15 protein-coding genes and 1 tRNA gene are annotated in these 13,675 nt (G+C 67.8%); 9 read left to right on the top strand and 7 right to left on the bottom strand.

The annotated features are described in order from the left end of the window. Positions 1 to 66 precede the first annotated feature (66 nt). A complete protein-coding gene (gene murJ, locus V6X63_RS06835) occupies positions 67 to 1,623 on the bottom strand; it encodes a murein biosynthesis integral membrane protein MurJ (RefSeq protein WP_367966025.1) in 1,557 nt (518 codons plus the stop codon). A gap of 118 nt (positions 1,624 to 1,741) precedes the next feature. Here murJ and rpsT point away from each other — a divergent pair, with 118 nt between their 5' ends. Beyond that, positions 1,742 to 2,005: a 30S ribosomal protein S20 gene (gene rpsT, locus V6X63_RS06830; protein ID WP_367966024.1), complete on the top strand. Its 264-nt coding sequence runs from the start codon at positions 1,742 to 1,744 to the stop codon at positions 2,003 to 2,005. Positions 2,006 to 2,040: 35 nt separating this feature from the next. On the opposite strand, the gene proB is transcribed toward rpsT, so the two are convergent. The 4 genes from proB to rplU all read right to left on the bottom strand — a co-directional run bounded on the left by proB (position 2,041) and on the right by rplU (position 4,871). Continuing rightward, entirely contained in the window at positions 2,041 to 3,183 is a 1,143-nt protein-coding gene (gene proB, locus V6X63_RS06825; RefSeq protein ID WP_367978478.1) for a glutamate 5-kinase, read from the bottom strand. Then, on the bottom strand, positions 3,170 to 4,192 hold the full coding sequence (gene cgtA, locus V6X63_RS06820) for an Obg family GTPase CgtA (RefSeq protein ID WP_367978477.1): 1,023 nt from the start codon (positions 4,190 to 4,192) through the stop codon (positions 3,170 to 3,172). Before cgtA ends, proB begins: the two co-directional genes overlap by 14 nt. 72 nt (positions 4,193 to 4,264) lie before the next feature. After that, a complete protein-coding gene (rpmA, locus tag V6X63_RS06815; RefSeq protein ID WP_367966021.1) occupies positions 4,265 to 4,525 on the bottom strand; it encodes a 50S ribosomal protein L27 in 261 nt (86 codons plus the stop codon). Positions 4,526 to 4,556: 31 nt separating this feature from the next. Further along, positions 4,557 to 4,871 (bottom strand): 50S ribosomal protein L21, encoded by a 315-nt coding sequence (rplU, locus tag V6X63_RS06810; RefSeq protein WP_367966020.1) that lies wholly within the window; start codon positions 4,869 to 4,871, stop codon positions 4,557 to 4,559. Positions 4,872 to 5,019: 148 nt separating this feature from the next. Between rplU and V6X63_RS06805 the strand changes: the two genes are divergently transcribed. The 8 genes from V6X63_RS06805 (at position 5,020) to yacG (ending at position 11,525) form a co-directional block, all read left to right on the top strand. After that, the gene (locus V6X63_RS06805) at positions 5,020 to 5,997 is read left to right on the top strand and encodes a polyprenyl synthetase family protein (protein WP_367978476.1); all 978 of its coding nucleotides are present in this window, start codon (positions 5,020 to 5,022) and stop codon (positions 5,995 to 5,997) included. Positions 5,998 to 6,005: 8 nt separating this feature from the next. Next, positions 6,006 to 6,082: transfer RNA gene (locus tag V6X63_RS06800), tRNA-Pro, on the top strand. 115 nt (positions 6,083 to 6,197) lie between these two features. Continuing rightward, positions 6,198 to 7,838 (top strand): GspE/PulE family protein, encoded by a 1,641-nt coding sequence (locus V6X63_RS06795; RefSeq protein ID WP_367978475.1) that lies wholly within the window; start codon positions 6,198 to 6,200, stop codon positions 7,836 to 7,838. Beyond that, complete coding sequence (locus V6X63_RS06790) at positions 7,835 to 9,052, top strand: type II secretion system F family protein (protein ID WP_367978474.1); 1,218 nt, start codon at positions 7,835 to 7,837, stop codon at positions 9,050 to 9,052. The genes V6X63_RS06795 and V6X63_RS06790 overlap by 4 nt, the downstream gene beginning before the upstream one ends. Then, entirely contained in the window at positions 9,049 to 9,846 is a 798-nt protein-coding gene (locus V6X63_RS06785) for a prepilin peptidase (RefSeq protein ID WP_367978473.1), read from the top strand. Before V6X63_RS06790 ends, V6X63_RS06785 begins: the two co-directional genes overlap by 4 nt. A gap of 25 nt (positions 9,847 to 9,871) precedes the next feature. Further along, positions 9,872 to 10,465, top strand: coding sequence for a dephospho-CoA kinase (coaE, locus tag V6X63_RS06780; RefSeq protein ID WP_367978472.1), 594 nt, complete (start codon positions 9,872 to 9,874; stop codon positions 10,463 to 10,465). A gap of 57 nt (positions 10,466 to 10,522) precedes the next feature. Beyond that, positions 10,523 to 11,311 carry a cell division protein ZapD gene (gene zapD, locus V6X63_RS06775; RefSeq protein WP_367966014.1) on the top strand — a complete coding sequence of 263 codons (789 nt, stop codon included), beginning with the start codon at positions 10,523 to 10,525 and terminating at the stop codon, positions 11,309 to 11,311. Next, positions 11,277 to 11,525 (top strand): DNA gyrase inhibitor YacG, encoded by a 249-nt coding sequence (yacG, locus tag V6X63_RS06770; protein ID WP_367966013.1) that lies wholly within the window; start codon positions 11,277 to 11,279, stop codon positions 11,523 to 11,525. The genes zapD and yacG overlap by 35 nt, the downstream gene beginning before the upstream one ends. On the opposite strand, the gene V6X63_RS06765 is transcribed toward yacG, so the two are convergent. Together V6X63_RS06765 and argJ are read right to left on the bottom strand one after the other, a co-directional pair. After that, positions 11,522 to 12,475 (bottom strand): Nudix family hydrolase, encoded by a 954-nt coding sequence (locus tag V6X63_RS06765; RefSeq protein ID WP_367966012.1) that lies wholly within the window; start codon positions 12,473 to 12,475, stop codon positions 11,522 to 11,524. The two genes, yacG and V6X63_RS06765, sit on opposite strands and share 4 nt — an antisense overlap. Further along, positions 12,456 to 13,667, bottom strand: coding sequence for a bifunctional glutamate N-acetyltransferase/amino-acid acetyltransferase ArgJ (gene argJ, locus V6X63_RS06760; protein WP_367978471.1), 1,212 nt, complete (start codon positions 13,665 to 13,667; stop codon positions 12,456 to 12,458). Before argJ ends, V6X63_RS06765 begins: the two co-directional genes overlap by 20 nt. Positions 13,668 to 13,675: the final 8 nt, after the last annotated feature.

Here is a 13,675-nt window from a genome sequence, read left to right as displayed (position 1 = left end):
CCCTCTACCCGCGGAAATGCCGGCAAAACCCGCAGTATACGGCAGCAACCCGGGCTTGAGCCATGCTCACGCCCGGGGCTCGCGCAGCTGTGCCGGGCGCACCCCAAGCAACCAGAGGGTGACGAAATAGACCACCATGCCGATGGCAATCACACCCGCCAGTGCGGTGACCCGCGCGGCAACACCGGCGTCCAGCCAGAAAGCCTGCTGCCGCGCCGGCCACTGCAGCACCAGCCCCAGCACGAGCGCGCCGGCCAACACGCGGGTGCCCAGCCACCGCCAGCCGGCCAGCGGCCGATAGACACCGGCACGTCGCAGCCCGCGATACAGAAGGCCGGCATTGACCCAGGCGGCCAGCCCCGTGGCCAGGGCAAGGCCGGCATGAGCCACGCCCGTGTCGAACATCAACCACACCAGGGACACGCTCAGCACCATGTTCACCAGCATGGCGATGACCGCACAGCGCACCGGTCCGCGGGTGTCCTGACGGGAGAAATAGCCTGGCACCAGCACCTTGACCAGCACGAACCCGAATAACCCCAGGCCATAGGCCATCAGGCTCCAGCTCGCCGCGCGCACATCGCCGGCATTGAATGCGCCGTACCCGAACAGCGTGGCCAGCAGCGGTCCCGCGAGCACGACCAGTCCGACGGTGGCCGGCAGGATGATCACCAGCGCCAGGCGCAGCGCCCAGTCCAGCGTGGCATTGAAACCGCCCGGGCTCGCCGCCGCGTGCTCGGCCGAGAGGCGCGGCAGGATCACGGTCCCCAGCGCGATCCCGAAGACACCCAGGGGGAATTCCATGAGCCGGTCGGACCAGTAGAGCCAGCTGATGGAGCCCACCACCAGGAATGAGGCCAGAATCGTATCCAGCAGCAGATTGATCTGCTGGACCGAGGTGCTGAAGATCGTCGGCCCCATCAGCCGGAGAATGCGTCGCACGCCGGGATCGCGCCAGTCCGGCCGCGGCCAGCTCAGTGCACCGCGGCGCCAGACGAACGGCAGCTGTAAGAGCAACTGCAGTGCACCGGCCACGGGCACCGCCAGGGCCAGCGCCAGCACGCCGGTCTCCAGGCGCGGAGCCAGCCAGACGGCCGCGGCGATCAGGCAGAGGTTGAGAAGCACCGGGGCAAAGGCCGGCGGGCCGAACTCGCCATAGGTGTTGAGCACGGCGGCGGCCGCGGCCGTGAGGGCGATCAGGAGCAGATAAGGAAAGGTCAGGCGCAGCATCTCCGTCGCCAGCGCCAGCTGCTCGGGCTGATCGATGAATCCGGGGGCGAATGCGCGCACCAGTCCCGGTGATCCCAGTACCGCCAGCACCGTGATGGCCAGCAGCACCAGCCCCAGGCAACCGGTCACCCGGCCGAACAGGGCCCTCACCGCGGCGTCGCCTCCCGCATGACGGGCGTCGGCGAGCACCGGGACGAACGCCTGCTGGAATGCCCCTTCGGCAAACAGGCGGCGCAGGAAGTTGGGAATCTTGAAGGCGACAAAAAAGGCGTCCGTTGCCGCCGAGGGGCCGAATACGACGCCGAGCACGATATCCCGCACCAGCCCCATCACCCGCGACAGCATGGTCCAGCTGCCAAAGGTCATGACCGACTGCCAGAGCCCCTTTCGCAATGCTGCCCCTTTTCAGCCCGAGAACCAGCGCAAGGGCCGGTTGTGGTTGACATTCCCGCGGAAGATTCGCATATTACCGCTCTTTTCTTCGAGACAGACACTCAACAGGAGCAGCACGTTGGCCAACATCGCCTCCGCCAGGAAACGCGCCCGCCAGGCCGAGCATCGGCGCCGTCACAATCAGGCCCGCCGGTCGATGATGCGCACCAAGCTCAAGCAGGTGACGGCCGCGATCGAAAAGGGCGACAAGGCCGCTGCCGAGTCCGCCTACAACGAAGCCGTGCCGGTGCTGGACCGGATGGCGACCCGCGGCGTCATCCACAAGAACAAGGCCGCACGGCACAAGAGCCGTCTGGCCCGGCAGATCAAGGCCCTCGCCTGACCCATGCCGGTGCGCGCGCCGCAGCGGCGCGCGCATCACCCGCCCGCGACCACACCCGTCAGCACCATATTGTCCCGATGCACCAGTTCCGGTTCGGTGACATAACCCAGCAGCGACTCGATGCGATTGCTGCTCTGACCCGCGAGACGCCGCGCCGCGTCGGAGTCGTAGTTCACCAGCCCACGGGCCACTTCCGCGCCTGTCGGATCCAGGCAGGCGACCATTTCGCCGCGACGAAAATCTCCACCAACGCCAGTGACGCCCACGGGCAGCAGGCTTCGCCCCTGGCTTTGCAGTACATGCACCGCCCCCCAGTCCAGCCACAGCTGACCGCGGACCTGCAGCTGTCCGGCAATCCACTGCTTCCGCGCCGCCAGGCGCTCATTGGAGGGCAACAGTCGGGTACCCGGTGATTCGCCGGCGGCGATCCGCGTGAGCACATCCGGCTCCCGACCCGAGGCGATCAGCGTCAGTGCGCCGGCCCGGGCGGCACGCCGCGCCGCCATGACCTTGGCCCGCATTCCCCCGCTCCCCAGCACGCCGGGCGCGTCGGAGCAGAGCGCCTCCAGTGATTCATCCTCGGCGGCGGCCTGCTCGATCAGCCGCGCGTGCGGATTGGCACGCGGGTCGGCGTCATACAGTCCTCGCTGATCGGTGAGGATGACCAGCTGCTCGGCCTCGATGAGATTACTGACCAGAGCCGCCAGCGTATCGTTGTCACCAAACCGGATCCCCTCGGTGGCCACCGTGTCGTTCTCATTGACGACCGGCACCACATCGAGCTCAAGCAGGGCCCGGAGGGTCACACGCGCATTCAGGTAACGCTGGCGATCGGCCAGATCGTCATGGGTGAGGAGGATCTGGGCGGTCTTCAGCCCGAAGCGCTGGAATTGCGACTCATACGCCTCCACGACCCCCATCTGCCCCACCGCCGCAGCCGCCTGCAACTGATGCAGCGCCTTGGGCCGCTCCGGCCAGCCAAGCCGCTGGACGCCCTCGGCCACCGAGCCGGAGGAGACCATGACGATCTCGACCCCCTGTTCACGCGCCCGAACGATCTGTCCGACCCAGTCGGCGATACGCCCGTGATCCAGTCCACGACCATTGTCCGTCACCAGGGCGCTGCCGACCTTGACCACCCAGCGGCGGCCGCTGGACGGGGGACTAGCCGGCATCATCGTTGTCCTCGAGATGGGCCATGACGGCCTGGCAGAGCGCCTCCGTCCCCCAGCCGGTTTCCGCCGAAATCACGTAGAGCGGCCCCGTCCACTGCAGCGAGGCGCGGAGCGACTCGGCGACGGCGGCCCGCTCATCCTCGGGAAACAGATCGGCCTTGTTCAGCACCAGCCAGCGCTCGCGCCCGGCGAGGTCCCCACTGTGCGCCGCCAGCTCAGCCACCACGGTGCGGACCTCCACAGCCAGATCGCGGTCTTCATACAGTCCGGCGGCATCCACCAGGTGAAGAAGCAGCCGCGTCCGGGCGAGATGGCGCAGGAAGCGGGCCCCCAGACCCGCGCCCTCGGCGGCGCCCTCGATCAGTCCTGGGATATCCGCCACGGTAAAGCTGCTGCCCGGGCCGATGCGCACCACCCCAAGCCCCGGATGAAGCGTGGTGAAGGGATAATCGGCAACCCTCGGGCGTGCCGCCGACACGGTGCGGAGGAACGTGGATTTGCCGGCATTGGGTAGCCCAAGCAGGCCGACGTCAGCGAGCAGCTGCAGCTCGAGCGCGAGTTCCCTTCTCTCGCCGGGGCTGCCGGGGACCGATTGCCGCGGTGCGCGGTTCGTGGAGCTTTTGAAATGCACATTGCCAAGCCCGCCACGACCACCACGTGCGACGCAGAGCCGTTCGCCGTTGCGGGTGAGGTCGCCGATGACCTCACCGGTATCCCGGTCACGCACGAGGGTCCCGATGGGGACGGGAATCGTGACATCCACTCCGGAGCGCCCGGCCATCTGGCGGCCCTGGCCATCCTGCCCCCGTTCGGCGGCAAACCGCCGACTGTGCCGGAAGTCGGCGAGGGTGTTCAGACCATCGTCCGCCTGCAGCCAGACACTCCCGCCATGCCCGCCATCGCCACCGTCGGGGCCGCCGCGGGGGATGTACTTCTCGCGGCGGAAACTCACGCAGCCGTTACCGCCGTCACCAGCGGCGACCCGAATACTCGCCTCATCCACGAATTTCATTGGCTATCCGTCCGCCGCAATCAAAAAGCCCCGCTCTCGGCGGGGCTGGTTCAGGGCGCTGGGGGCCTGGCGTCAGCCCGCCGGCTGGACGCTGACCACGCGCCGCTTGTGCGGCCCCTTGCGGGCGAACACGACCTGACCGTCGACCTTGGCGAAGAGCGTGTGGTCGTTGCCGACCCCGACGTTCTCGCCAGCATGGAAGTGGGTCCCACGCTGCCGGACCAGAATGTTGCCGGCAATCACCGCCTGACCGCCAAAGCGCTTGACGCCAAGCCGCTTCGATTGCGAATCGCGACCGTTGCGTGTGCTGCCGCCTGCCTTCTTATGTGCCATGAGTACTGTCTCCGTTGTCGGGCTGCTGCGATCAGCCGGCCTGGATCCCGGTGATGCGGACCTCGGTGTACGGCTGACGGTGACCGTAGTGGCGCTGATAATCCTGGCGGCGCTTGAACTTGACCACCTCGATCTTGCGCTCACGGCCCTGCGAGACGACCTCGGCGGAGACCCGTCCGCCGTCGAGGCGGGGCGTTCCAACCTTGACGTCGTCGCCGTCGGCAACGAGCAGGACCTCGTCGAAATCCACGGTATCGCCGGCTTCGGCGTTCAGCTTTTCGACCCGCAGCACGTCACCCTCGGCGACCCGGTACTGTTTGCCACCCGACTTGATAACCGCGTACATCTGAAAGACTCCAGGGAGTTGATCCAAAGCCGCGAGATGATAGCCGCAATCCCGTTGCCGGTCAACGCGCAGCCGCGGCCGAGCTTGACACCCCCTACTCCCCTTCCTAGCATCGCGCACTCCTTCTTCTTTTCAGGGCCCAATCCGGATGGACATAGCCGCCATACGCGAGCGCATTGCGGGCGACATGACTGCCGTCGACCGCATCATCAAGGCGCGGCTGCAGTCCGACGTTGCCCTGATCAATCAGCTGGGTCACTACATCATCGGCGGTGGCGGCAAGCGCCTTCGGCCCATGGTGACCCTGCTGATGGCGCGTGCCGCCGGCCATGCGCCGGAAGACGAGCGGCATGCCCTGCTGGGCGCCACCGTGGAACTCATACACACCGCCACGCTGCTCCACGATGACGTGGTGGACGAATCCGCGGTCCGCCGGGGGCGGGATACCGCGAACCAGATCTGGGGCAATGAAGCCAGCGTACTGGTCGGCGATTTCCTCTACACCCGTGCCTTCGAGATGATGGTGGAACTCGACGACAACACCGTCATGGCGGTTTTCTCACGGACGACCAACCGAATCGCGGAAGGCGAGGTCATGCAGCTCATGCATGTGCATGATCCGGATGTGACCGAGCCCCGCTATCATGAAGTGATCTACCGCAAGACGGCGGTCCTGTTCGAAGCGGGCTGCCGGCTGGCGGCCGAACTGGCCCGGCCCGGGGACGAAACGGCGATCCGAGCCGCGGCGGACTACGGCCGGCACCTCGGCATCGCCTTCCAGCTGGCGGACGATGCCCTCGACTACGACGGCAGCGCCGAGACCATCGGCAAGAACATCGGCGACGATCTGGCCGAAGGCAAACCGACACTGCCGCTGATCCACTGCATGGCCAACACCGATGAGCCCGGGCGCGCCATGCTGCGATCGGCCATCGAGGACGGCGGCCGGGAGCGGATCGACGCGGTCGCTGACGCGATTGCGCGCACCGGGTCGATTGCCTATACTCGCGGCCTTGCCGAGCAGGAAGCCGAGCATGCCGAACACGCGCTCGAGGCATTTCCCGACAACGACTTCCGCACGGCACTGGGATCGCTGGCCCGGTTCGCGGTGGGCCGCAATCACTGAACAGCGTTCGGGGTGTAGCTCAGCTTGGTAGAGCACTGTCTTCGGGAGGCAGGAGTCGCTGGTTCGAATCCAGTCACCCCGACCAGATCCTCCCCCGCCGCCCGATCCGTAGACCCTGAGCATTCTGCGACGCCGATCACGGTCGGGTCGGACTGCCGCATTCCATACTGCGCATCCGCCAAGCGGAAACGGAGCGCAGAATGGATGCCATCGTGCGTCGACCCACACTGGCCCGCCGGCTTGTCAAGCAGGGTGTCCTGGGCGCCGCCCAGGCGGATCGCATCGTCGCCGAGGCGCGGCGCACCGGCCGTCCCCTGGTCCGCCAGATCCTCGACAGCGGCACGCTGACCCCCGCCACCATCGCTGACGCCGCGGCCGAGGCGTTCGGCATCGAGCGCATGAGTGGCGCGGAGCTGGAGCCGGATCCGGCACTGCTCGAGCGTATCGACCCCGAGATCATTCGCCGTCATCAGGCACTGCCGCTTGCGCGGCAGGATGGCGTACTGCGGGTGGCGGTGTCCGATCCGGCCAACGTCGCCGCGCTCAATGAGCTGCGCTTTCACACCGATCTGCCCGTCGAGCCGGTCCTCGCGGATGACGATACGCTCACGGCGCGAATCGCCACCCTCGGGGGCGGCGTTGAGGCACTGGGCCAGGAGCTGGCCTCGGCACCCCGGGCGGAGACCGAGGTGCGGGACGGCGCCGGCAGTCCGCCGGAGGATGACACGCCGGTCATCCGCTATATCAATGAGCTGCTGCGCCGCGCGATTCGCGAGCAGGCCTCGGACATCCACCTGGAGCCCTTCGAGGCCCATTGCCGGGTGCGCTTTCGCCGGGACGGCCTGCTCCAGGAGGTCGCCCACCCGCCCGTGGATATGGCCGACCGGCTGGTGGCACGGCTCAAGGTCATGGCCCGGATGGACATTGCCGAGCGTCGCCTGCCGCAGGATGGACGCCTGCGCATGGACACCGACGATGGCGAGGCCGTGGATTTCCGTGTCAGCACGGTGCCGACCTTATTCGGAGAGAAGCTCGTCCTGCGCCTGCTCGACTCCGCGACCACCGCTCTGGGGCTCGAGGCACTGGGCCTCGAGACCGACCAGCTCGCCGCCTACCGCGCCGCAATCGACCGGCCCCACGGCATGATCCTGGTGACCGGGCCGACGGGCTCGGGTAAGACCGTCACGCTCTACAGCGCCCTGCAACAGCTCAATCACAGCAGCCGCAACATCCTCACGGTGGAGGATCCGGTGGAAATCAAGCTCCCCGGCGTCAATCAGATCTCGGTGAACAGCCGGATCGGGCTGGATTTTCCCGAAACCCTGCGGGCCTTCCTGCGCCAGGACCCCGACATCATGATGGTCGGCGAAATCCGCGATCGTGAAACCGCGGAAATCGCCATCAAGGCGGCCCAGACCGGACATCTGGTCCTCTCCACCCTACATACCAACGACGCACCGGGCGCGATCACACGCCTCGTCAACATGGGCATCCCCCGCTGGAATATCGCCGCCTCGGTCATCCTGGTGAGCGCGCAACGGCTGGTTCGCCGCCTCTGCCCGCACTGCCGCCGGCCGGCGCGGATTCCGCCGGACGGACGCTTCTTCGAGGCGGCCGGCTGCCCCCGATGCCTGAACGGCTACCGGGGTCGGCTGGGGATTCACGAGGTCATGCCCATGACCGACGCCATCACCACCCGAATCCTTCAGAACGACCGGGACACGACCCTCGCCGACGACCTGCGCGCCACCGGTCTGCGGCGCCTGCGCGATGCCGGGCTGGCAAAGGCCGCCGAGGGCCTGACCAGCCTCGGCGAGATCGACCGGGTCACCAGGGGATGAGCGGAATGCCGACCTTTGGCTGGCAGGGCCGGGATCTGAACGGCGCACGGCGATGCGGCCTCATGCCCGCGGGCGACGCCGGACAGCTGCGTCGCCACCTGCGGAGCCGCGGCATCGTCGTCGAGCATGCCTTTGCCGTCCCGGCCTGGCTGGAGGGCGTGTTGACACCGGCCACGCCAGCGGTCCGCCCCCGCCAGACAACACCCTTGCTGCGTCAGCTCTCGACCATGGCCACGGCGGGCATTCCGCTGGTGGAAGCCCTGGAGATGATCGCACGCGAGGAAAAGCATGCCGGTCTGCGCCGGGTGATCGGCACAATCCGGCATCATGTGGCGGCGGGTATGCCGCTCTCCGCCGCGCTTGCCGAGCAACCGCGGCATTTCAGCCCCTTGCTATGTGGCCTGGTGCACGCCGGCGAGCAATCCGGCGAGCTCGAGACCCTGCTCGAGCGCATCGCCAGCGATTCCGAGCGCAGCGAGGCGATTCGGCGTCGTCTGCGCCGGGCGATGGTCTACCCGGCCCTCGTCCTGTGCATTGCACTCGTCGTAACCGTGGCGCTGTTGGTTTTCGTGGTACCCCGGTTCGAGAGCCTGTTCCAGGGCTTTGGCGCGCAACTGCCGCTGTTCACCCGACAGGTCATCGCCGCCTCGGAGTGGCTTCGCCAGGGTGGCTGGCTCGTCATGACCGCCCTCATCGCCTGCTTCGCCATAGTCGGTGCGGCGACGCCCCGACTCCCGCGGCTACGCCGCTGCCGCGACCGGCTGATCCTTCGCCTTCCGCTCGTCGGGACCCTTATCGAGGGCGGGATGATCGCGCGGTTCACCCGCACTCTGGCCGTGATGCTGCGTGCCGGGATACCGCTCGCCGAGGCCCTGCCGACCATCGCGCGCACCCTGGGCAATACGGTCTACCGCGACGCGGTACTGCAGATGGCCGATCACCTGCGGGATGGACGCTCGCTGGCCTTCGCCGTGGGCAGCGCCGGCCGCTTTCCGGCCAGCACTGGCCAGATGATCGCCACCGGCGAGGCCTCGGGGCGCGTCGAGACGATGCTCGAGCGGATCGCCGAGCGCCACGAGACACGGGTCATACAGGGTGTTGACGGGCTCGGCGCTGCGCTTGAGCCCATTATCATGAGCCTCCTCGGGCTGCTGGTGGGTGGTCTGGTCCTGGCCATGTATCTGCCGGTCTTTCAACTGGGGGCGGTGGTTTGAACCCGCCGGTACCCGTCAGCGAATACGCCGTCCTGATCGGCCTCGTCGGCCTGTGTGTGGGCAGCTTCATCAATGTCGTCATCCATCGCCTGCCGCTCACAATGGCCGACATGGATCCGTCCCCTGGCATGCATACGATCATTGCGGGGCGTTCGCGATGCCCGCATTGCCGGCAGGTCATCCGCTGGCGCGACAATATTCCGCTGATCGGCTGGCTACGGCGCCTCGGTCGATGCCGGGACTGTCAGGCGCCGATCAGCCTCCGATACCCAATCATCGAGGCATTGATGGGCATCGGCGGCCTGCTGGTCATCGCGCGTTTCGGCCTGACGCCAGCGGGCCTGTCGGCGTTCCTGCTGACGGCCTGGCTACTGGCCCTGGCGGGCATCGACCAGACCACCCGCCTGCTGCCCGACCGCCTCACGCTGAGTGGCCTCTGGCTGGGGCTGCTGGTCGCCGCGGGCGGCATCCACCTTGAGGCCCGTGAGGCCATTCTGGGCGTTGTGGCGGGGTACATTTCGCTCAGCGGTCTCAACGCCGGCTTCCGCCTGCTGCGCGGACAGGACGGCATGGGTGGTGGTGATTTCAAGCTGATGGCCATGCTGGGCGCCTGGCTCGGACCGGGCAGCCTGCCCCTGGTCATGCTGTTCGCCGCCGGCGGCGGCACCCTCTGGTCGCTGCTGGCCGGTCCGGGCCGCGGGCACCCCCTCCCGGAGCAGATCCCCTTCGGCCCCTGGCTCGCCCTGGCCGGCTGGATCACGCTAGTCTGGCCATATGACCGGGGAGTATTCTGAATCAGGCAATAGACCGGCCCTTGTGGTGGGGCTGACCGGTGGCATCGCCAGTGGCAAGACCGCCGTCAGCGATCGCTTTGCTGCACTCGGAGCCGCGGTGATCGACACCGACCAACTGGCCCGCGAGGTGGTGGCACCGGGCACCGAAGGACTGGCCGCGGTTCGTGAACGCTTCGGTGCGGCTGTCATCGACGCCCGGGGCGAACTGGACCGGCGTGCCCTGAGGGAGCGGATTTTCAGCGACCAGGCGGCCCGCCGAGACCTGGAGGCCATCACCCACCCGCGCATCCGCGCCCGGGTCACGCAACGCCTGGCGGAGGCGGAAGCCCCCTATGCCATCGTCGTGGTCCCCCTGCTGGTGGAGGCCGGCTGGGCGGAGTCGTACGACCGCATTCTGGTGGTGGATGCCGAGCCATCGAAGCAACGCGAGCGCCTCATGGCACGCGATCACGTGGACCGCGCGCAGGCCGACCGGGCGCTGGCCAGTCAGACCCAGCGCGAGCGCCGACTGGCACTGGCGGACGATGTCATCGTCAACGACGGCACACCGGATGAGCTCGACGCCCGCGTCCAGACCCTGCATCGGCAATATCTGGGTATGGCCGGCAGGGCCGGCTGATTTGGCGATTGCCCGGTGTCTGGGAGAGAATGATGCCATGCGCTGACAGAGGCGAGCGTGGAAGAAACCGGGACCGAGGCAGATCTGACCATCTATGAGTATCCGCTCAACGAGCGAATGCGCACGTTCCTGCGTCTGGAATTTCTCTTCGACCGCTTCCGCTTCGGCGCCGCCGGCGAGTCCGCCTGGCACACCCGAGCTGCCGTGGATGCCCTGCTCGACGTGATGGGGCTGCTCAATCGCAGCGATGTCCGCTCCGAACTACAGAAAGAGCTGGAGCGCATACTGAACAGTCTGGAGAAGCTCCAAGCCCGGCCGGAAGTGGATGACCGGCTGCTTGAGCCGGTCCTCGCCGAGTGCCGGGCCATCGCGCAGCGACTGCGCGAGGCGCCGACGGGCATGCCCGCGGTCGTGCGCAACAATGAATTCCTGACCGGTATCGAACAGCGAGCCGGCGTACTGGGCGGCACCTGCGCCTTCGACCTGCCCGGTTATCACCTGTGGCTGGAGGGTCCTGCGAACGAGCGGCAGGCACTGCTGGCCGAATGGCACGGCGGCTTCACGCTGATCGACGAGGGCACCGCCCTGGTGCTGCGGCTGCTGCGCGAGAGCGCCGATCCGGTCAGCGAGACGGCCAGTGGCGGGAGTTTCCAGGCGACCCTCGACCGGGCGACCCCCTATCAGATGCTGCGCGTTCTGCTGCCACGGGCCCGGCAGTGCTACCCGGAAATCAGCGGCAGCCGGCATTTCTGCAATATCCGTTTCATGGAACAGCCCGAGCAGGGCGAAAGACCCCAACAGGTCAGCGACAATGTCCCGTTCACCCTTGAGCGCTGTGTCATCTGACACAACACCCACCGTTGCCTGCCCCCAATGCGGTACGCCAGTCGCCTGGAGTGCGGAACGCTCTCCGCATCGGCCCTTCTGCTCGAAGCGCTGCCGGCTGATTGACCTCGGCGACTGGCTTGAGGAACGCCATCAGATTCCGGGAGAGCCCGGGCAGCCCGACATCGACAGCCTGCCCGAGGGACTTGAACCGGAAGGAGACGACCGGCTCTAGACCCAGAATCCTGAGATGCCGGCCACACCCTGACCACCCTCGCGGCGAGCCATGGCCTCGTCCGCGGACGTCATCCCGCCAAGTGCGTAGACCGGGAACGGGGCGTCCGTGGCCAGCTCGCGGAACGCCGCCCAGCCAATGGGACGTGCACCGGGATGGCTGGCCGTCTCCGCAACCGGGCTCAGGACCGCGAAGTCCACATCGAGCGCCGCGGCCCGTCGGAGCTCGGCGCTATCGTGACAGGATGCGGCGACCCACCGGCCGGGAGCCAGGGGGCGCTCCTGCAGCGCCGCGAGCCCCGCGGTGTTCAGGTGCACACCGTCGGCCTCGATCAACCGGGCCAACTCCACATCGCCGTTCACCAGCAGCCGCGCCCCCGCCGCCCGGCAGCGGATCAGCGCCTCATCGGCGAGAGCTCGCCGGGCTACGTCATTCTGGCGCACCCGGAACTGGATGAGCCGCTCACCGGCTGCCAGCACCCGGTCAAGCGTCGCCAGCCAGTCGGCCGGGTCGTCACAGTCGGCACTGATCACGTAATGCCCGGGCAGCCGAAGCGCGGTGATGATGCCTCGATTGGCGGCGGGGAAGTCGCCCGGCGCCAGTTCATCGGGCATCCGCCAGGCAAGCGGCTGACCCTCGAGGCCCGTCGGCTCCCCCGACCAGCGATCGACCGCCCGAACCTCGAGAACGACACGGCGGTCTCCGTAGTCGTGCGCGATCCGAATGAGCGGGCGGCACTCGCGTACGGTGATCCCCAACTCCTCGGCCAGCTCCCGCCGCAAGGCGGTGGTGACGGACTCCGCGGATTCCACCTTGCCGCCGGGAAATTCCCAGCGCCCGCCCTGATGGCGGTCGAGCGAACGCCTTGCCACCAGGACGCGGCCGAGATGATCGCGAACGACACCCACCGCCACGCGCAGCGGCGGCGCGTCAGCTGCGGTACTCGGCATTGATGCGGACGTAGTCGTAGGAGAAGTCGCACGTCCAGACCGTCACTGCCTGGCGACCACGATCCAGGTCGATACGGAAGGTGACCCGGTCAGCGGCCATCCGCTCAGCGGCGATCGACTCGCGGTAATCCGGGCTCACACCGCCGGCCTCGACGATGGGACAGCCGTTGATATGGATCCGCACCCGGTCGACTTCCAGGTCCTCGATCCCGGCCCGGCCCACCGCGGCCAGGATGCGCCCCCAATTGGGATCGCCGGCGAACAATGCGGTCTTGACCAGGGGCGACTCCGCCACGGTGAACGCGACCTGCTCGGCCTCGGCCACGCTGCGGGCACCGGTCACCTGAACGGCGAGTTCACGGGTTGCGCCCTCGCCATCGGCAACGATTTCGCGGGCGAGGTCGATGCAGAGCGCCTCCAGCGCATCGGCGAAGCAGCGGATATCCGCCTGCGCCGAGAGCTGTATGCCGCTTGCACCCGTCGCGATCAACGCGCAGGCGTCGTTGGTGGAGGTATCACCATCGACGCTGATGCGGTTGAAACTCACCGCCACAGCATCGCGCAACAGTCCTCTCAGCAGGGGCTGATCGATGTCGGCATCGGTGGCCACATAGGCCAGCATGGTGGCCATATCGGGCCGGATCATGCCGGAGCCCTTGGCGATCCCGGTGAGCGTCACCGGCCCCGCTTCCAACTCCAGTCGGCAGCTTCGTCCCTTGGCCCGCGTATCGGTGGTGCGGATGCCATCCGCCGCGGCGGCCCAGCCGTTTTCGGATAGTGCATCGACGACCGCCGGCAGCGCCGCATCGATCCGCTCGGCCGGCAGGGGCTCACCGATCACGCCCGTGGAATAGGGAATGACCTGGGTCGGCCGACAATCGAGGATCGAGGCGAGTTGCGCGCAGTTACGCTCAACGGCCCGGTCACCGTCGGGCCCCGTGCCGGCATTGGCGTTGCCCGTATTGATCATCAGGGCGCGGGGGGCATCATCGCGCAGATGAGCCTCCGCGAAGCGGACCGGTGCGGCCCGGAACTGATTGCGGGTGAACACCCCGGCCACGCGGCTGCCCTCGTCGAGGGCGATCACCACCAGATCGGGCTCTCCAGCCTTGCGGATACCGGCCGCCACGGTCCCCAGACGCAGCCCCGGCACCGGATGGAGGGTCGGCAACGGCGCGTTACCCACGGCCATGGACCGCC

This window comes from Spiribacter onubensis (assembly GCF_040838425.1).
Taxonomy (GTDB): domain Bacteria; phylum Pseudomonadota; class Gammaproteobacteria; order Nitrococcales; family Nitrococcaceae; genus Spiribacter; species Spiribacter onubensis.
The sequence above is the reverse complement of the archived record's forward strand: the minus strand, read 5'-3'. Positions and strand labels throughout refer to the sequence as shown.